Here is an 18,604-nt window from a genome sequence, read left to right as displayed (position 1 = left end):
TAACTCCATAGAAACTGCCGATGGTATGGCAATCAGAAGCCTTAGTATTGACTAATTTCTTTTAAAAAAGCAGCAAACTCGGTGGTCATCCGTGTTCCCTGTGCTACTAAGTTCCAATCTCTTTGAATAACTTCCTTGGTTGTTTTGTCCAGCCATCTACGTCGTTTTATGTGTAGATAGACCGTGTTTCCACGTAATGGAAAATCTTGGATTGTTACTTCTTTGTGAAAACCGTGCGCTATTAGAACTTTGGAAACCTGCTCTTTTGGAGGTATATTTCGCTCTTCAAAATAAAGATGCATTACTTCACCGTTTTTGGTGTTCTTTACCAGATAGAAGTGGTTGATTAAAAACTCAGGGAGTATGAGTTTTAGTAAGTCTAGATAATTGTCCAAAATTTATTTTTTAAACAAAAATCATAATTTTAATTCAATTCACACACAACTTTTGAGAATGATCCTGAATACACCATTAACTAATCATAACTAAAAACAATGAACAATAATAAAATTAATATTCTATTCTTGATTTCAACTAATAGAATTAATAAATTAGGTAAATCCTCTATAAAGTGCAGATTCACCTATAATAAAAACAGAAAGGAATTCTCAACAGGGTTATTTATAAATCCTGTATATTGGGACAATAAACAGCAAATCGCTGAACCACCTAACAAAGAAAATACTTTAGTAAATCAACAACTGAGCCTGATAGAAAATAAAATTCGTCAGGCTTTTTTATTGCTTCAAGTTCAGGAAAACAGCTTTACTATAGATGATATTTACACCTTATATAAAGGTGAGAAAATAGCCAAAGAACATAATGTATTAGAAGTGTTTGAAAGTTACTTAAAAATGCTTAAAAAGCTTATTAGTATTGATATAAAACAAGCAACCTGGAATAAGTTTCACTATGTTAGAAACAATGTAAAGTCATTTATAAAATGGAGATATAAAACCAATGATTTCCCATTAAAGAAATTAACATTACAATTTTTGAATGATTTTGAATATTATTTAAAGGTAGAAAAAAGTCAAAAACAAATTACCATTAACAAATCTATACAGCGTTTTAGAAAACCCATTAAGGTTGCTTTATCTAAAGGCTATATGGATAGAGACCCATTTATGTTGTATAAAACTAAAAGTGTAAAAACTGAGATTGTGTTTTTATCTGAAGATGAACTGAAACAGCTTGAAAAACATCAATTCAGTCAACTCAGATTGCAACAAGTGAAGGATTGGTTTGTTTTTAGTTGCTATACTGGACTCGCCTACAATGAAATCAAAAACCTAAAAAAACAGCATATTGTTAAAGGTTTTGATAATGAATTATGGATAGAAATGAAACGTGAGAAAACGCAAAAGAATATTTCTGTTCCATTATTGCCAAAAGCTAGAGAGTTGATTGATAAATATGCAAATGATAGTTTTGATAACATATTTAATATCTGTAGCAACCAACGTTACAATTCTTATTTGAAGGAAATGGCACCATTACTTAAGATAGAAAAAAGGCTGACAACACATACAGCTAGAAAAACATTTGCTAGTACAGTATTATTATATAATAATGTACCTATGGAAATTGTGAGTCAATTGTTAGGTCATAGTAGTATTACAATAACTGAAGATAGTTATGGTAAGGTTGTGAAGAAGAAGGTTAGTGAAGAGATGAAGAGATTGAATAATAAAAAAATATAATAAATTAACAATAAGACTCTTATTTAGAATCTTTATTATTAACAAGTCTTACGGAAACCCGTAAGATTTTAAACTTTATTATAATTATTTTTGATGAAAGATTAGGGAAAGCTGAACCCCTTAATAGTAAGCATTATTAAATTATTTTAGAGATGAAAAAGATTAAGTATTTATTACCATTAATTGGAATTATGTTATTTTATAGTTGCGGTGATGAAACCACAATTGAAGATGAGTTCGAAGAGGTGAACGGAGAAGTAAAAGAAAAACTTATAAAAAGGATTGAAGGTTTAAATACATATGGAGAGAAAGCTTTTGTGATGTTTAATTATGGAGGTAATAATCAATTAAGTAGTATTTCAGATGGAGAAGAAACCTACTCATTTAATTATAATTCGCAAGGGGAATTGAATACAATAGGATCTTATAGAGAAGGAATGTTTACCATTAGTGAATTATATAATGTTCCTTATGATGCTTTTGATACAGGAGAGGTATTAGAATTTGACACAAATGGAAACCCTTCTAAGATTCTTACTTTTGAAAATGGATATAATTCTACTTCAATTATTGGCGAGATATTTTATGATTCAAAACCTAATTTTTTATTTTACACATTAAAATCATCAATGATGCTTGATGTTCTTGATAAAACTCAACTTAATTTTGGTTATCAAAACCCTAAGTTAATGAAGGCTAGAAATCTTATTCCAAACAATAATATAAGAGGAATGGTATTTAAAGATGCTCAAGGAATAACTGTATTTGAAATTCAGTTTGATTATGAGTATGATGAAGATGGTTATCCTATGACAGCCGATTTATTTATATTTGACCACGGGCAAACTTCAAAAATTTATTTAGATTACTATTATTAAAATAAAATTATTAAGCCACCTCTAATTTAGGGGTGGTTTTTTGCTTGGTTAATCAAAAATCAAATAACTCTTTAATATCAATTTTTAAAACTTTAGCTATAGTATAAGCATTTCCAATTGAGGTATTTATGACACCTCTTTCAATTCTGCTTATTTGGGAAATTTCAATACCTAAATCATTGGCAAGTTGTTCCTGTGTAAAACCTTTTAGTTTTCTATACTTTCTAAGGTTTTTACCAAAGGCAATTAAAAACGCTGAATTTTCTATATACTCCACTAGGTAAAATTCGTAGAGTATTACAATAAATAAGTAGGCATATATGCCTATATTTGAAATAAATTAAAAACAATAAACTATGAAAAATAAAATTCATCAATCAAGGTTGATATCGTTATTATCTACTTCCTGTTCTGACCAAGAAAATAGATATACAATAAATTGTGGTTTTCCAAAAAGCCATATTGGTAGTGAAACAAAACAAGATATAGTAACTTTTAAATATAATTAGAGAATATGGGATTATTTAAATGGATGATGCGAACAGGTAAAAATGCACCAGGAGGAACTTCTAGAGTAATGACTGAAAATTACTATAGTTTATTTTATGAGGGAAATCATACAAAAGAGAGTGTATTAGCTTTATTAAACTTTAGAAATATGGCTTATCACAAGACAATAGGTTATGGTCTTAGCGAAAATTTATTAGATGAATTAAGTGAGGAATTTTATAATAAAATACCTGTAATAATATTTTGTATTTGTTATTTTGAAAACTTTTTTAAAGAAAATCAAAAGCAATTATTTATTAAGGAAAAGAATCTACTTTTTGAAGTTATACTAGGTGAATATAATAAACTTTGTCCGAGCAATGAAAGAATTGCTAACTCAAGTATTTCAAGTTCTACATTAGACTACGCTCTAGCTATAATTAATCAACATATTTACTAAAAAATATAAGATATGATTTGGACATTATTAATAATAATAGTTGGTTTCATAATAATTAGTTTTATGAATAACCTGCGTAAAGACAATATGGAATTAAATGATCAGCCACTTGAGCTTAAATTCGAATACATAGTTAAAATATTGAATAATTTTGCTTTTGAGGGAGCTGGCTCAGTGATAGGGATTGATAAGAGAAGTTTTAATTTATATGAAGAAGGAAAAAATCAGATTATAAACTTTCATTATAGTACAGGACATTTAACAATTATTTGGAAATATAAATATTTTATGCAAGAGGTAATTTTAGAAAAACAACTACCTAATGTTAGAAATTTGGATATTGCTGCTCAGCAAAGAATAGCTTGGGCACTGATTGAAGAGATGGAAAGTAAGGTGAATGTTTGGACAGATGTTACCTAATGAATATACATCCCTTCTAAAAATTAAACGCCTATGAAAAAAACGCTAATCACCTTAACAATTTTAATAAATACATTATGTTACTCCCAAAATTTTAGTGGTGATTATAGAAGCTATAAAACAAGTTTTCAAGATAATTCATCTAAAGAAAATAATTTTATAGAAGAATCCGAATTTAAAATTACTATTCTAATTGATAAAAATAATACTGAAGGGAGTATTGCTATACAAGACCCGAGAATACCTGATAAATTATTATTTTATGAAGTAGTTGATTATTTGGGCAAAATAAAAGATAATGGCACTACAAATTATCTGTACAAATGCCTTACACAACATTTGGATAACCCAATAGAAACCACGATTGTATTCTATTATCCTACAGACAAAAAATTAAGTTTGATGGTTTACAACAAAGAATCAAGTCAAGTATTTTTTGATTTAAAAATAAATAACAAATAAATTTAAATCCACTTTATTAAGGGGGTAAAAAAACTTTTTGGATTTAATGTAAAATAGTATATTATGAATGACACATCTAAGATAATTATTTCAATTGTATTATCCATTATTGGAATAACCTTAATTTTTGGAATGATAGCATCTACAAATATTGATTTAGGTATTGGGAATCTTTTTCTTGCGCTAGGAGTTGTAATCATAGTTTTTGCATTAGTTTTTACTTTTGTTGATTCTACAGCAGATAAAATTGAAGAAAAAATCACTAATAATAGCATAAAAGAGGCTGAAGAAACTATTTCTAAAAAAAGTAGGCTTAACAAAAATATTTATTCTTCTCTTCAAAAATATGTAAATGAGGTTAACATTAATGATGGCTATAAAGTAATTAATGATAAAGTAATAAAAACTGACGGTTTCTATATTGCGTGTAAATCAGGTTATAATAGTGAAATAGGAATTACATTTCAAATCTTTTTTGCACTTGTATTTAACAAAAATGGATATGTTATTTATTTAGAAAATGAAAATGAATTTAATATTTCAAATGAAGAAATTTCAGAGTTTATTGATTTGAATGAATGTGATAAGCTGGGTGATATTTCTAAATATAGTATTGATGGGAATCAAATATTTATGAAGTTTTATGAGTCAGAAGATCCAAAATCCTACGAAGAAGATATTATACATCCTAATTATTTTAAAGAATTGAGAGGAGTTGTAAAGAGGGATTTAATTGTTGTTGATTACTATAAGTCAGGATTTAATTATGCTCTTCAAGATTATGAGAATAATAAAGTTATTGATAGCTTGAAATTTAAATTTATTGAATTTAAAAAATAATTTTTGTGAAAAAATTTAATTTTTTTCAACGAAAAAGCGAGTTAACATAAAATCAAACCCCACCCTTCTTTAGTTTTGCGGGATACCCCCGTGCTCAATTGTATAATCTTAAAATTTAAAAAACTATGGTAACAATTGTAGATTACAAAACGTATGAAAAAGTGAATGGTACAACTTTTAACACTCTTGTAGTTCGAATCAAGTCAAAAGTTGTGGGATTTTGGTTTTAAGCTAAAATATTGTAAAGGAGTCAGTTTATTTTATACAATTTGCTATATTAATTTGGTTATTTACATAGAATTAACTTTAATAGTTGTTGTTTTTATATAATAGCAATAGATTTGTAAAATAAAATATTTTTAAGTGAAAAATTTCTTACTATACCTTGTATTATTTTTTGTAACACTACCTGTTTTTTCACAAATTCCATCATATTATACTGGGGTGGATTTAACAAAGACTGGTAATGAACTTTTTTTAGAATTGTCTCAAAAATTAACATCTACTCATGTCGGAATTCCTTATACAGGCTCACCTGTAGATGTTTGGGATGCTTGTAAATTAGCAGATGAAGATCCTTTAAATAGCAACAATGTTTTGTTAATTTATGGGTTTAATGATACTGATGGATTTTTTTCAACAGATAGAACTAGACTAAAATCTGAGACTGCTGGTTCGGTTTATATTGATGGAAAATGGAATAGAGAGCATGTTTTTGCAAAGTCATTGGCAAATCCAAATTTAGGAACTGATGAGCCTGGACCTGGAACCGATGTTCACAATTTACGCCCGGCAGATCAAGAAAGGAATGGTGATAGAAGTAATAATAAATTTACCGATGGAAATGGAAATTCACATATAGTTACAACAAATGGAGGTTGGTATCCTGGTGATGAATGGAAAGGTGATGTTGCACGTATTATAATGTATATGTACACACGTTATCACGGTACGGGAACTCAAATAGCTGAAACCAATTGTTTGCCTAAAAATGTAGGTTTTGGAACGCCCTTATTAGATGATCCAAATATGATTGCTCTTTTTTTAAATTGGAATGTTGAAGATCCTGTTTCGCCTTTTGAAGCCAATAGAAATGAAATACTTTTTGGTATTCAAAAAAATAGAAATCCTTTTATAGATAACCCGTATTTGGCGACTTTAATTTGGGGTGGTTTGGTTGCTGAAGACAATTGGAATATGAACGGAACTACTGATAAAGAAGCTCCAACGGCTCCTTTAAATTTAATAGCTAACAATGTTACTTATGAAACATTAGAAATTAGCTGGAATCCTTCAACAGATAATATTAAAGTGTATGATTATGCTATTTATGTTGATGGTGCTTATTTGCAATCTTCAACTTCAACAACTACAACAATTTCAAATTTAAATCCAAGTACAACATATTCAATTACAATTAAAGCTAGAGATGCAAGTTCTAATTATTCTGAATTTAGTAGTGCTTTGTCAGTAAAAACATTAGAAGGGCCTACTTATTTAATTCAAGAAAACTTTGAAGATTGTTCAAACTTAAAATTCTTCACTTATAGCGAAGCTTCAGATAAAAACTGGACTTGTGAATCGGTGTTTGGTGAAAATAATTCGGGTTCAATAAATATCAATGGCTTCAATCAAGATGTGCTAAGTAAAGATTGGTTAATTACATCAAATCCTGTTGATATGGATCTAAATACTGGTGAAAAAATTAGTTTTTATACCGATGCAGCTTATGGAAACAGTAGTTTAGCTTTAGTTTATTCATTAGATTATAATGGTTCTGGTAATCCAGCTAGTTTTACGTGGGTTGCAGTACCTAATATTACCATTCCAATAAAATCAAATACTTCGGGTACTGAAGAAATTTTCACTTTTAACAATGTTGATATTAGTGCAATTACAGGCCAAGTTTATTTTGCTTTTAAATATTATGCCAACAGTACGCCAACTCGTTGGACAGTTGATAGTTTTGAAATTACTGCAGATAACAATCCGGATTCAGATGGTGATGGGGTTTTAAACGAAAATGATTTATGCCCTAATACTCCTTTAGGTGAATTAGTTGATGCTAATGGTTGTTCAAACGGACAGTTAGATGATGATAATGATGGCGTTCAAAATAGTGACGATACTTGTGCTAATACTCCAATTGGAGAGCAAGTTAATGCAAATGGTTGTTCACAAAGTCAGTTAGATGATGATAGCGATGGAGTTATGAATAATGTTGATGATTGTCCAAATACTCCTTTAGGTGAATTAGTTGATGCTAATGGTTGTTCAAACGGACAATTAGATGATGATAATGATGGTGTAATGAATGACAAAGACCAATGCCCAAATACAACAGCAGGTGCAAATGTAAACGCAGTAGGTTGTTTTATTTTACCAGCAAATAATTTTACCATTGAGACCGTTGGTGAAACCTGTGCAAATAAAGACAACGGAAAATTAAATATAACAGCTGTTGAAACACATAATTATAAGGTAACAATTAATGGTACTTTACACAGTTTTACAAATAATTTACCTCTTGAAGGTTTAGCTGATGGGCCATTAGAATTTTGTATTTCAGTTGATGGTGAAACTTATGAGCAATGTTTTTCTGTTACTATTGAAGCTGGAGGAACTATTGAAGGTAAAGCAACTATCAAGGCTAATAAAGCAGAAATTGAAATTTCTAAGGGTACAACGCCTTATGCAGTATTGGTTAACGGAAACGAACAATTTAAAACCAATGCTTCTAGTTTTTCTGTAGCTGTAAGTCAAGGCGATTTAATTGAAGTAAAAACAGCTATTGAGTGTGAGGGTAAAATTACAAAACAAGTAGATTTGTTTGAAACAGTTTTAGCTTATCCAAATCCAAGTACTGGTAAATTTGAAATTAGTATACCTACAACCGTTAAATTTGTTGAAGTTCAAATTTATAATGTTCAATCTTTATTGCTAAGTTCAAAAGTATATCCTGTTACATATGGTAAAATTCAGTTGAATATTGAGGATCAACCTTCGGGTGTTTATTTTATCAAAATCAATACTGCTGAACCTCAGTTGTTGAAATTGGTTAAACAATAAAATAAAGCCGCTTATTTAATATTATGAAGGTTTATGTACAAAAACTTAAAACTCCTGAAGCAATAACTTCGGGAGTTTTTTATTATAAATCAATTTAGCTTCCCTAATAAAATTGTATCATTTAAACATATAAATATTATCAGTCTATTATATAAACTTTTAGGTTCAGTTTTGAAAAAATAGGCTAATTTGTATTTATACTAGTCGTATTTTTTGAAAGAAGAAGTTACTGTTAGTTCGTTTTACATTTAATAAATTATAGAAAACGGAGTTTGGTTAATGAGTGTGTTTTAAACTCATAAAAACCATTTAAAAATGATGTTATAGTATTTTTTGGGTTAGTGTTAATTGTATTTATGTTGTAATTTAAATAGTTTTCCGTTTAAGTATTCATCATAAAAAAAGAGCTATCAATTAAGATAGCTCTTTTTGCTTAAATAAGTATTATTTTTTATTGATATACCCAAACACCACTTGTTTTAATAACATTTTTTGTTTCGTTTGTTGTAGCGCCATTATAAATAATATAGGTAAGAGTATACTTTTGACCTTCCTCCGCTGATGGGTTTTTATTGTCAAGGAGTAAATTAAATGCTTCTAACAACATTTCATCATTCCAGTAATTACTACTACTAGACCTCCTGTCAAAACTACCAAAGTAACCTACGTTATCTGCTGGGCCTGGATATTTATCCATAAGTGCATTAGATATAAATGCAACATCATCACTAGTTAAAGTATGTTTAATTGTATTATCAGGTACCCAAGTTTTTCCATTATGACCAAATTGAATAGTTTCTTGAATTACGCCTTCATATTTAGACCAAGTTGAGCCATCAAAGATAAAATACATAATATAACTTTCTGTAACACCACCGCCAACATAAATTTTATACATAGTGCTTTCAATATCACCAGCTTTTTTTGGAGTGTATTTATACTTGTCTAATAAAAATACAGGAATTTTTGCTTCAGCTTCATCTTCATTTGAAAAATTAGGATAGCTTTCACCCATTGTCTTATATTCATCATCAGTAAAACCATTAACCATTTCCCATTCTCCGTTTATATATAAAAATCCATTGTTCAGGGTTTTAACCCCTCCAGAAAAGAATTTATAAGTTAAGGAAACTAAAACTCTATCAGCAGGATTTGGATATTTCAAATCTAAAAAGTCATAAATCTGACTCATATCGTCAAAGTTGTTATATTTCTCAGTTTCAGGGTTAGCATCATAATCAGCAGTGGTTACCGTATATATAACCAAACTCTTTTCAGTTTTTTTAGGTGCATAAATATTAAAAGTCATCTTTGCTGTAGAAGCTTCTTTAATTTTTCCATCTTCCTCATAAGTAACTCCCCATACTGGATATTCACCGGTTAAAAAATCAGGAATTAATTCTTTTGCTTGCTCTGTTGAGCTAAAATTTGGATATGAGAATCCAAAATAGCCACCATCCTCAATATCTGTTGTGTAATCTTCATCGGTAAACGTGTACTCCAAATTTCCGATGATATCATTTTCTTTAGTAGGAGATGAGTCAAGATCATCATAAATATCTTCCATCGGATCACAAGCTGTTGTGAATACCAATGTAAATACCATTAATAAATAAACTATTTTTTTCATTGTTTTGTATTTTTATTAAAAGTTAATTTTTGCACTTACAGAAAAAGTTCTACCAAACCCATACCATACAAGTGCAGTATTTGCAGTTGATCCAGCACCATCAGCTGCGTCAGCAATGTATTCTGTATTAAATACGTTGTTTAATCTACCTGTAATAGTAGTATCTAAAGTTCCTATTAGAAATCCATAACGTAAGCTCACATCAAAAGTACTATAGTCTGGAGTTTTCCAAGCTTGTGGTAATCCTTCTTGACCTCTGTTGTTAGGGTCAAAATCTGCATACATATTAGCAAAATAGTTATAGTCAATTGCAAAATTAGTTTTGCTCATAACTTCCCAGTCCATTCCTAAAGCAGCAGTTGTTTGTGCGGCATCAGAAACTTTTAAACCTTTAATGAATAAATCAACAGTACCTACTTGTTCTTGATTTTCATCAAATACTGGAACGTCAACTAAATCACTTTGCCATTCCCAGTCACCAAGAGATAACATTCCGTAAAATGATAAATTATCCAAAGGTTTGTAAGTAAAGTCTATTTCTATACCTTGATGTAAGGCATTAACACCAAGAATACTAGCGTAAAAATCTTCACCTGTTTGACCTGATTCAAATCTTTGAGATAAAAATCTATCTTTCCATAATGTTCTGTAAAGATTCACATTTGCTGCAAATTTTTCACCTCTATAGCCATAGCCTAACTCCATACTGAAAATCTTTTCATTATCTGCATCAGGATTGATATCTACGTTGTTATGTTGGCCACTTTCATAAGCTCTGAATGATGGCGCTTTTTCAAAATATCCAATATTTGCAAATACATTGTGATGGTCGTCTATTCTAAAGTTAGCACCACCTTTTGCACTATAACCAAAAAAGTTAGATTTATCAGTTTCTTGTAAAGGATCGCTGTCTAAGTAGCCAAAATAATCAATTCTTTTGTAAGATGTGTTTGATCCAGCCAAAGAAACGAAAGCAGACCATTGATCTATGTCATACTCTAATTGAGCAAATGCTCCTTGCCATCCTACTTCACCATCATTGTAGTAAGAAATTTTATCTCCAACTTTTACAGTTCTATTTGGGTTGTTTTTATCACTATTGTCTATTACGTAAGAACCACCTAACAAGTCAGTAACTTCAGTAAAGTGTTTACCTGTATAATTTCTTAAATCTAAACCTGCAGTTAATTTAAAATCTTCTGCAAAAGTTAAATCGTAAGTAGATAGCATACCATACCAAACGTGATCGTTTCTAGAGGCTCTTAAATACGATTCAGCACCTAGACCTTGCTCTCCATTTGCACGGTTAATTTCAACAATATTATCAATATCAACAGGTTGATCAAATCCACCTAATCTAACTTTGAATAATTCACTGTTTCCGCCAGTTCCGCCACCACCACCGTTACCATTAGAATAGTAAAGAGCAGTTGATAAGTTAGATTTTTCGTTGATATTAAAGTACCAGTTTAAGGATGTTTGAGATTTGTGGTAAAAATTGTCTTCAATATTAACTACTTTTCCACCTCTCATACCCCAATCTGGGTTATATTTATTTCCACTTTCAGCATTTCTGTATGTAGAAATTAAACTTTTATTCTGTCTTTGTCCGTGACGTTGTGGAGCTCCAAAAGAAGTTAATGCGATTTTATGTTGAGCATTGATTTGCCAAGACAAGTTCAAAAAGTAGTTTGCACCATCAAATTCAGTTCCATCTACGTAACCATCTCCAGAAGTTTTTGATGCAGAAATAGTAGCAGCAAATCCGCTTTCTAATAATCCTGTTGATACTGTTGCGCCAACTTTAAAATAACCATCGTTTGCAAAGCTTGTTCCAAAATTACCACCTGCAACTACATCAGTAGTTTTAGATAAAATATTGATAGTACCACCAATAGAAGGTACAGCAACTTTAGAAGCTCCTAAACCTCTTTGTACTTGCATAGCACCCGTAACATCTGATAAACCAGCCCAGTTACTCCAGTAAACTCTACCATTTTCCATATCATTAACAGGTACACCATTAATTAATACAGCAACGTTTTCAGAGTTAAAACCTCTTAAATTTAATCTACCATCACCAAATCCACCACCTGATTTAGTAGCGTATACACCTGGTGTAGATTTTAAAATTTCAGGAAACTCTTGTGTTCCTAATTTGTTTTCAATTAAAGCAGCTTTAATTGTTGAAACAGCTACAGGTGTTTTTCTGTCAACTGCAAATGAAGTTTGTGTAATTACAATTTCATCTAGTGACTCAGCCGAAGGTACTAAAGAAATTGTACCAAGTTTTCCATTTCCTTTAAAAGAAACTGTTTTAGATTGGTATCCAATAAAAGAAACTACAAGTGTTCCGTTTTGTACTTTGGATTCAAAATTAAAGTTTCCATCAAAATCTGTAGAAGATCCAGTTTTTGAACCTTGAATTACAACCGTAGCGCCAGGCAATGGTTGGTTAGTTTCATCCACAACTTTACCTGAAAGTATGGTTTGAGAAAAAACAGTAACCGATGTGATTAACATAATTACCGTTAGCCAATTTTTTAAATTTTTCATTACTAAATTTTAAGTTATTTAAGAATTTACAAATGTGGTAACTTATACCTACGCTATCATTAACTTAATGTTAAAATATTTTTAACAAAATATTTAGATAAATTGATTTTTTTTAACAAAAAATTAAGATTGTCAAAAATAAAAAAATCTAACTGAATAAACTGTAATATTATTGACTAATAATTATAGTTTATTAACAGTTAGATGTCAATAAATGAGATAGGTTACTTTTAAAGAAGTAAACTGTATGTTATTTTGAAAGATTTTTTTGAGCCAATTCTTTTCCTAATTCAACCCCAAACTGGTCGTAACTAAAAATATTCCAAATAATTCCTTGGATAAATATCTTGTGCTCGTAAAATGCAATTAAACTTCCTAAAGTTTTAGGTGTTAATTTTTCAATTAAAATAGCTGTACTTGGTTTGTTTCCTTCAAAAACTTTGTAAGGTAGTAAGGTCGAAATTTCATCTAATTTACCTTGTGTTTTTAAATCTAAATGTACTTCTTCTTTGGTTTTTCCTTCAGCTAAAGCTTGAGTTTGACCGTAAAAGTTAGCCATTAATTTTTCGTGATGGTCTTTATCACCATATAATGATTGTTTAAAACCAATAAAATCAGCAGGAATTAATTTTGTACCTTGGTGTAATAACTGCATAAAAGCATGTTGAGAGTTAGAACCTGGAGCTCCCCAAATAATTCCACCTGTTTGGTAGTCTACTCGGTCTCCATTTCTATCAACACTTTTACCATTACTTTCCATAATAGCTTGTTGTAAATAAGGCGCTAATTTGCTTAAGTACTGAGCGTAAGGTAAAATTACTTCGCTTTCTGTATTAAAAAAGTTGTTGTACCAAATACCTATTAAACTGGCAATTACTGGTGCATTTTTTTCAAAAGGTGTATTTTTAAAATGTTCATCCATTTCAAAAGCACCAATTAACAAATCGTTGAAATTGTTAAATCCAACAGCCAAACTAATAGAAAGACCTACAGCACTCCATAATGAGAAACGACCTCCAACCCAATCCCACATTGGGAAAATGTTGTCTGATGCAATTCCAAAACCTTTAACTTTTTCTAAATTTGTTGAAACTGCAACAAAATGTTTGGCAACATCACTTTCAGAAGCTGATTGCATAAACCATTTTTTAATGGTAGTTGCATTTGTCAACGTTTCTTGTGTTGTAAAAGTTTTAGAAACAATTACAAATAGGGTAGTTTCAGGATTTAAATTTTTAATTACTTCTTGTACGTGGTCTCCATCAATGTTTGAAACAAAATGAACGTTTAAGTGATTTTTATAGAATTTTAAAGATTCAACAACCATATCTGGTCCTAAATCTGATCCTCCAATACCAATATTTACAACATCGGTAATAGATTTATTGGTATAACCTTTCCATTCTCCAGAAACTACTTTGTTGGTAAATCCTTCAATTTTAGCCAATGCTGCTTTAATTTCAGGTTTTACATTTACGCCGTCAACCAAAACTTCATTGTCTAACTGACTTCTTAAGGCTGTGTGTAAAACGGCTCTTTTTTCGGTTTTATTAATAACTTCACCTGAAAAATAAGCATCCATAGCGCTTTTTAAATCTACTTCATTTGCCAATTCAACTAAAGTTTCAATGGTTTCTTTGTTGATTCTATTTTTAGAGAAGTCGAATTCAAAATCATTAAAATTTAAAGTGAAATCGTTTTTACGGTTGTTATTCTCGTTAAATAATGTTTTTAAATGCACATCTTTTACATCGTTGTAATGGTTGTGTAATTTAGACCAAGCTTTTGTTTTGGTAGGATTGATATTTTTCATGGTTTGTAATCGTTGTTTAAATTGGTTTTGTGTAAAAATAATATTTTATTATTATTTAGTATATGTTATATTATCTATTTGAGTTTTAAGTGGATCAATATAGTTAAGATAGCCTGGTTTTATACTTGCTTTTAAAGGTTCAGATGTTGGTAATTTTTCTTTTAAAGGGTCAACTTGTACACCATTTTTCCAGAAACGGTAACAAACGTGTGGCCCAGAGGTATTTCCTGTCATTCCAATATACCCAATTACGTCGCCTTGTTTTACAACTTGTCCTACTTTTACGGCACGTTTACTCATATGTAAATATTGGGTGGTATAAGTGCTATTATGACGAATTTTTACGTAGTTACCATTGGCGCCTTTGTACTGAGATTCTATTACCGTACCGTTTGCTGTTGCCATAATTGGTGTTCCAACAGCCGCAGCATAATCTGTACCTTTGTGAGGTTTAATTTTATTACCATAAAAAGCAATTCTTCTGTTTAAGTTGTAACGCGATGAAATACGGCTAAACTGCACAGGCATTTTTAAAAACTGACGACGTTGGTTGTTTCCTTTTTCGTCGTAATAATCAGAAATCCCGGTGGTAGAATCTGCAACAAATTTAAATGCATAAAAAGGTTTGTCACCATGTTCAAAATAGGCTGCTTTTATTTCTCCAATACCAACAGGAACAGTATCATTGATATACAATTGCTCGTAAATGACTTTAAATTTATCGTTTTTTTGAAGTTTAGAAAAGTCGATTGTCCAAGCAAAAATATTATCGGCCATTTTGTAAGTTAAATAAGGACTTAGTCCTTGTTTTTCAACAGCTTCAGAAAGGCTACTTTTAATAATTCCAGTTGCGGTTTTTTCAACAACTTTAATAGGGATTTGTGCATTAAAAGCGCTAATTGAATCTTTAAAATCAATTACTGTATATTTAACTTTAGAAGGTTTGTATATAAAAACCAGCGCTTCTTGTGTCGAATCTTTTTTTGCTAAAATGGTGTACGGAATGCCAACTTTTATTTTTCTAACATTAAAAGTGTCTCTAATTTTATTTACAATTTCTAAAACTTTAGGGTAGCTAACGTGGTGTCTACCTAAAATTTCACTAAAATTTTCATTTTTCTTAATGGTGTCATGGATAACAGTGAAGTCATTTAATTTATAACCATATTTAAAAATTATTTCTGGTTCTGCATTGTCAGTTTCAGGGATGTCAACTTTTTTTTTGTCACCGCAAGAGGTAAATAAAACAATAATAAAGAGTAATGCTATTTTTTTCAACAGATTAAATATTTAAAGATTATAGGTTTGAAAATTTCAAACGCGAAAATACAATTTAATTGTTAAAAATTATGTTAAAAGGATGGGCTAAACCTTTAAATTCGTCTAAATCTGCACGAAGTGACCCTACAGCCAATGAAGCCTTAATACGAAGCGGAATTTTATTTTTATCGTCACTAATCCAAATAGTCACACTTTCTTCTTCTTTAAAAACACGACCAGCTTGAACCAGAGGTTTAAATATTAACGAATTAACCGATCCAAATTTGGTTTTTATAATTTCCTTACCTAAATATTGCAGCTTAAAAACATAGGTTTCTTCGTCAAAAAAAAGTTTTAATTCTATGGATTGTCCAGTTGAAAGATGTTGTAAATCTTGATTTCTCAAATAATACAACGCTGAAAGCATATCTTGAATGTTGTTACTAATTTTATAATCTTGCTGTGTGTTTTTTTTGAAATTTTTTACCGTTGCCAAATTGGCATCACTGTTAAATAAAATCTCTTTGTTTTTGGTATATCCGCCTTCATTTATTTTTCGAATAAAACGGTAAGGTTGTAATGATTCTTTGTAAAAATAGGTTTGATAGTTGTCTTCAACTTTAAAAAACCAGCTAATGACTCCGGTAGTTTCACCAAAACCTTTTACATGAAATGCTTCTTGACCATTATTTCTGGTTTGTTTTACATCGAGCGTGGCAAATCCGGCATTTAAAAAATTGCTATAACTCATTCTGTATTTAAGCCATTCGCCTTTTTTAAAAGCCAATTCAGGAGTGTTTTCTTTTTGTTTTTCCGATTGACCAAAAGTAGTCAGTGCACTAAGAAAAAGTAATATTGATAGATATTTTCGCATATTTTTTGCTTCAATTTTAAGAAGAATAGCAATTATTATTCCAAAAGTAAAAAAAGAATTTTGAACGAGGTGAAGCTTTTGTTAAATGTTTTTTTGATTTTAAAAAGTAGCAAATGTGTTGTTAATTTTGTTGAGCTTTAATAAAGCTAAATGAAATTTAAATATTTTGTAACTAAATTAAAAAGAGCAACTTAAGTTGCTCTTTTTAGAAAAAAATTTGGTGAAATTTAGAATGTAATACCATTAATTTCAATTACACGTTTAATTTGAGGTGCATGTCTTTTTATAGTTGCTTCAACACCATTTTTAAGCGTCATTTGATTCACTGAACAACCCAAGCAAGCACCTTCAAGTTGAACACTTACGGTATCTTCGGTTATTTCAACTAAAGAAATATTACCACCATCAGCTTCAAGATATGGTCTTATTTCTTGCAATGCAATTTCAACGTTAGTTCTTAATTCTTGTTCACTCATTGTATTTATTATTTTGTTGCGCAACCACTCATTGTTGTAATTCTTACAATTTCAGTTGGAGGTAAATCGTTATTTCTTTTCACCAATTGAGCCAATGCATTTTTTGTAATTTCAGAGAAAGCATTTTCTAACGGTGTGTTGTTTTGTAAAGCTACTGGGTGACCAACGTCTCCTGCTTCACGGATACTTTGTACCAAAGGAACTTCACCTAAAAATGGTGCGTCAATATCTTCAGCTAAATTTTTTGCACCATCTTTTCCAAAAATATAATATTTATTTTCAGGAAGTTCAGCAGGTGTAAAATAACTCATATTTTCAATAATACCTAAAACAGGTACATTAATGGTTTCTTGTTGAAACATAGCAACACCTTTTTTGGCATCGGCTAAAGCAATATTTTGTGGTGTGCTTACAATTACAGCTCCTGTAATTGGCACTGCTTGTACAAGTGATAAATGAATATCACCAGTTCCTGGAGGTAAATCGATCAATAAGAAATCTAGTTCGCCCCAATAAGAATCAAAAATCATTTGGTTTAATGCTTTTGAAGCCATTGCACCACGCCATATAACAGCTTGATTGGCATCTGTAAAAAAGCCCAATGATAATATTTTTACACCATAACTTTCAACAGGTTGCATTTTTACTTGTCCGTCTACTTCAACAGACAAAGGTTTTGCATTTGCAACATCAAACATTAAATGAATTGATGGCCCATAAATATCGGCATCTAAAATACCTACTTTAAAGCCCATTTTTTGTAAAGAAACAGCCATATTTGCTGTGATGGTAGATTTTCCAACGCCACCTTTTCCTGAAGCTACAGCAATAATATTTTGAATACCTGGAACTTTTGGTTTTTCTGGTTTAAAAGGTTCGTTTTTAGTTTCAGATGTTACATTCACTTTTACGTCAGCTTTTTGGTCAATTAGCTGATGAATTACTTTCATAATTTCAACTTCAACTTTCTTTTTTGCTTGTAAAGACGGGTTTGCTATGGTAACGTCAACTATAATTTCTTTGTCAAAAGTGACAATATTTTTAATGGATCCGCTTTCAATTAAATTTTTACCTTCTCCAGGTGCAGTAATTGTTTCAAGCGCTTTTGTTATCTGTTGTTTTGTATAAGTCATATTCTTTATGTAAAATCATTCTAAACAACAAATATACAGACTTCAAACGAATATTGAAACATCATTATAAAAAAGAAATGTAGGTGATGTTACAGTAAATTGTAAAATTATTTTATGTTTAATTCGGTAAAAGGATCCCAAAAAACAGTTTCAAAATGCTGTATTTGGTTTTCTTTTACAACAATGCCTTCGTTTTCTAACAATTGTTGCATTAAGTTAGTGCCATCAAAATGAAATTTTCCGGTAAGCAATCCTTTGCGGTTAACGACTCTGTGTGCTGGAATTTCGGGTATAGAATGTGAGGCATTCATAGCCCAACCAACCATTCGGGCAGAGCGTGCAGCGCCTAAATATTTGGCAATTGCACCATAGCTTGTTACACGTCCGTACGGAATGAGTTTTGCAACTTCGTATACTTTTTCGAAAAAATTATCAGATTTTGACATTTTATAAAAGTATGGTTTTTAGTCAAAAGTTGAAAGTCAAAAGACGGGATTCAAAAGATGGAAAACTGAAGTGTTTTTACTTAAAATAAATAGCA

The 18,604-nt window shown here is 30.4% G+C and carries 17 protein-coding genes; 7 read left to right on the top strand and 10 right to left on the bottom strand.

The window, feature by feature from the left end; genetic code table 11:
• Window positions 1–41 precede the first annotated feature (41 nt).
• A complete protein-coding gene (locus EC396_RS04180) occupies window positions 42–395 on the bottom strand; it encodes a transposase family protein (protein WP_129365076.1) in 354 nt (117 codons plus the stop codon).
• Window positions 396–494: 99 nt separating this feature from the next.
• On the opposite strand from EC396_RS04180, the gene EC396_RS04175 reads away from it, so the two are divergent.
• Entirely contained in the window at window positions 495–1,703 is a 1,209-nt protein-coding gene (locus tag EC396_RS04175) for a site-specific integrase (RefSeq protein ID WP_129365449.1), read from the top strand.
• A 152-nt stretch (window positions 1,704–1,855) separates the two neighbouring features.
• The gene (locus EC396_RS04170; protein WP_129365448.1) at window positions 1,856–2,581 is read left to right on the top strand and encodes a hypothetical protein; all 726 of its coding nucleotides are present in this window, start codon (window positions 1,856–1,858) and stop codon (window positions 2,579–2,581) included.
• A 52-nt stretch (window positions 2,582–2,633) separates the two neighbouring features.
• On the opposite strand, the gene EC396_RS04165 is transcribed toward EC396_RS04170, so the two are convergent.
• On the bottom strand, window positions 2,634–2,858 hold the full coding sequence (locus EC396_RS04165) for a helix-turn-helix domain-containing protein (RefSeq protein ID WP_129365447.1): 225 nt from the start codon (window positions 2,856–2,858) through the stop codon (window positions 2,634–2,636).
• 237 nt (window positions 2,859–3,095) lie between these two features.
• On the opposite strand from EC396_RS04165, the gene EC396_RS04160 reads away from it, so the two are divergent.
• The 5 genes from EC396_RS04160 to EC396_RS04140 all read left to right on the top strand — a co-directional run bounded on the left by EC396_RS04160 (window position 3,096) and on the right by EC396_RS04140 (window position 8,321).
• Entirely contained in the window at window positions 3,096–3,530 is a 435-nt protein-coding gene (locus EC396_RS04160) for a hypothetical protein (RefSeq protein WP_129365446.1), read from the top strand.
• A gap of 12 nt (window positions 3,531–3,542) precedes the next feature.
• Complete coding sequence (locus EC396_RS04155) at window positions 3,543–3,950, top strand: hypothetical protein (protein ID WP_129365445.1); 408 nt, start codon at window positions 3,543–3,545, stop codon at window positions 3,948–3,950.
• 33 nt (window positions 3,951–3,983) lie between these two features.
• On the top strand, window positions 3,984–4,412 hold the full coding sequence (locus EC396_RS04150; protein WP_129365444.1) for a hypothetical protein: 429 nt from the start codon (window positions 3,984–3,986) through the stop codon (window positions 4,410–4,412).
• A gap of 63 nt (window positions 4,413–4,475) precedes the next feature.
• Entirely contained in the window at window positions 4,476–5,252 is a 777-nt protein-coding gene (locus tag EC396_RS04145; protein ID WP_129365443.1) for a hypothetical protein, read from the top strand.
• Window positions 5,253–5,615: 363 nt separating this feature from the next.
• A complete protein-coding gene (locus EC396_RS04140; RefSeq protein ID WP_129365442.1) occupies window positions 5,616–8,321 on the top strand; it encodes an endonuclease in 2,706 nt (901 codons plus the stop codon).
• Window positions 8,322–8,772: 451 nt separating this feature from the next.
• Here the strand turns inward: EC396_RS04140 and EC396_RS04135 are convergent, their stop codons facing one another.
• The 8 genes from EC396_RS04135 to EC396_RS04100 form a co-directional block, all read right to left on the bottom strand.
• Complete coding sequence (locus EC396_RS04135) at window positions 8,773–9,951, bottom strand: hypothetical protein (RefSeq protein ID WP_129365441.1); 1,179 nt, start codon at window positions 9,949–9,951, stop codon at window positions 8,773–8,775.
• A gap of 15 nt (window positions 9,952–9,966) precedes the next feature.
• Window positions 9,967–12,507 (bottom strand): TonB-dependent receptor domain-containing protein, encoded by a 2,541-nt coding sequence (locus tag EC396_RS04130; RefSeq protein WP_129365440.1) that lies wholly within the window; start codon window positions 12,505–12,507, stop codon window positions 9,967–9,969.
• Window positions 12,508–12,757: 250 nt separating this feature from the next.
• On the bottom strand, window positions 12,758–14,320 hold the full coding sequence (gene pgi, locus EC396_RS04125; RefSeq protein WP_129365439.1) for a glucose-6-phosphate isomerase: 1,563 nt from the start codon (window positions 14,318–14,320) through the stop codon (window positions 12,758–12,760).
• Window positions 14,321–14,371: 51 nt separating this feature from the next.
• Window positions 14,372–15,598 (bottom strand): peptidoglycan DD-metalloendopeptidase family protein, encoded by a 1,227-nt coding sequence (locus tag EC396_RS04120; RefSeq protein ID WP_129365438.1) that lies wholly within the window; start codon window positions 15,596–15,598, stop codon window positions 14,372–14,374.
• A 55-nt stretch (window positions 15,599–15,653) separates the two neighbouring features.
• A complete protein-coding gene (locus tag EC396_RS04115) occupies window positions 15,654–16,454 on the bottom strand; it encodes a DUF3108 domain-containing protein (RefSeq protein ID WP_129365437.1) in 801 nt (266 codons plus the stop codon).
• Between the two features lie 227 nt (window positions 16,455–16,681).
• The gene (locus EC396_RS04110; RefSeq protein WP_129365436.1) at window positions 16,682–16,930 is read right to left on the bottom strand and encodes a NifU family protein; all 249 of its coding nucleotides are present in this window, start codon (window positions 16,928–16,930) and stop codon (window positions 16,682–16,684) included.
• Window positions 16,931–16,938: 8 nt separating this feature from the next.
• Complete coding sequence (locus EC396_RS04105) at window positions 16,939–18,063, bottom strand: Mrp/NBP35 family ATP-binding protein (RefSeq protein ID WP_129365435.1); 1,125 nt, start codon at window positions 18,061–18,063, stop codon at window positions 16,939–16,941.
• A gap of 107 nt (window positions 18,064–18,170) precedes the next feature.
• Entirely contained in the window at window positions 18,171–18,509 is a 339-nt protein-coding gene (locus tag EC396_RS04100; RefSeq protein ID WP_129365434.1) for an MGMT family protein, read from the bottom strand.
• Window positions 18,510–18,604: the final 95 nt, after the last annotated feature.

Origin of the sequence: Lutibacter sp. HS1-25 (genome assembly GCF_004121075.1) — a bacterium.
Classification (GTDB): domain Bacteria; phylum Bacteroidota; class Bacteroidia; order Flavobacteriales; family Flavobacteriaceae; genus Lutibacter.
The sequence above is the reverse complement of the archived record's forward strand: the minus strand, read 5'-3'. Positions and strand labels throughout refer to the sequence as shown.

Coding starts and splice junctions, on each gene's coding strand:
- EC396_RS04175 (WP_129365449.1), top strand. CDS start 495: ATGAACAATAATAAAATTAATATTCTATTCTTGATTTCAACTAATAGA.
- EC396_RS04170 (WP_129365448.1), top strand. CDS start 1,856: ATGAAAAAGATTAAGTATTTATTACCATTAATTGGAATTATGTTATTT.
- EC396_RS04160 (WP_129365446.1), top strand. CDS start 3,096: ATGGGATTATTTAAATGGATGATGCGAACAGGTAAAAATGCACCAGGA.
- EC396_RS04155 (WP_129365445.1), top strand. CDS start 3,543: ATGATTTGGACATTATTAATAATAATAGTTGGTTTCATAATAATTAGT.
- EC396_RS04150 (WP_129365444.1), top strand. CDS start 3,984: ATGAAAAAAACGCTAATCACCTTAACAATTTTAATAAATACATTATGT.
- EC396_RS04145 (WP_129365443.1), top strand. CDS start 4,476: ATGAATGACACATCTAAGATAATTATTTCAATTGTATTATCCATTATT.
- EC396_RS04135 (WP_129365441.1), bottom strand. CDS start 9,951: ATGAAAAAAATAGTTTATTTATTAATGGTATTTACATTGGTATTCACA.
- EC396_RS04130 (WP_129365440.1), bottom strand. CDS start 12,507: ATGAAAAATTTAAAAAATTGGCTAACGGTAATTATGTTAATCACATCG.
- pgi (WP_129365439.1), bottom strand. CDS start 14,320: ATGAAAAATATCAATCCTACCAAAACAAAAGCTTGGTCTAAATTACAC.
- EC396_RS04115 (WP_129365437.1), bottom strand. CDS start 16,454: ATGCGAAAATATCTATCAATATTACTTTTTCTTAGTGCACTGACTACT.
- EC396_RS04110 (WP_129365436.1), bottom strand. CDS start 16,930: ATGAGTGAACAAGAATTAAGAACTAACGTTGAAATTGCATTGCAAGAA.
- EC396_RS04105 (WP_129365435.1), bottom strand. CDS start 18,063: ATGACTTATACAAAACAACAGATAACAAAAGCGCTTGAAACAATTACT.
- EC396_RS04100 (WP_129365434.1), bottom strand. CDS start 18,509: ATGTCAAAATCTGATAATTTTTTCGAAAAAGTATACGAAGTTGCAAAA.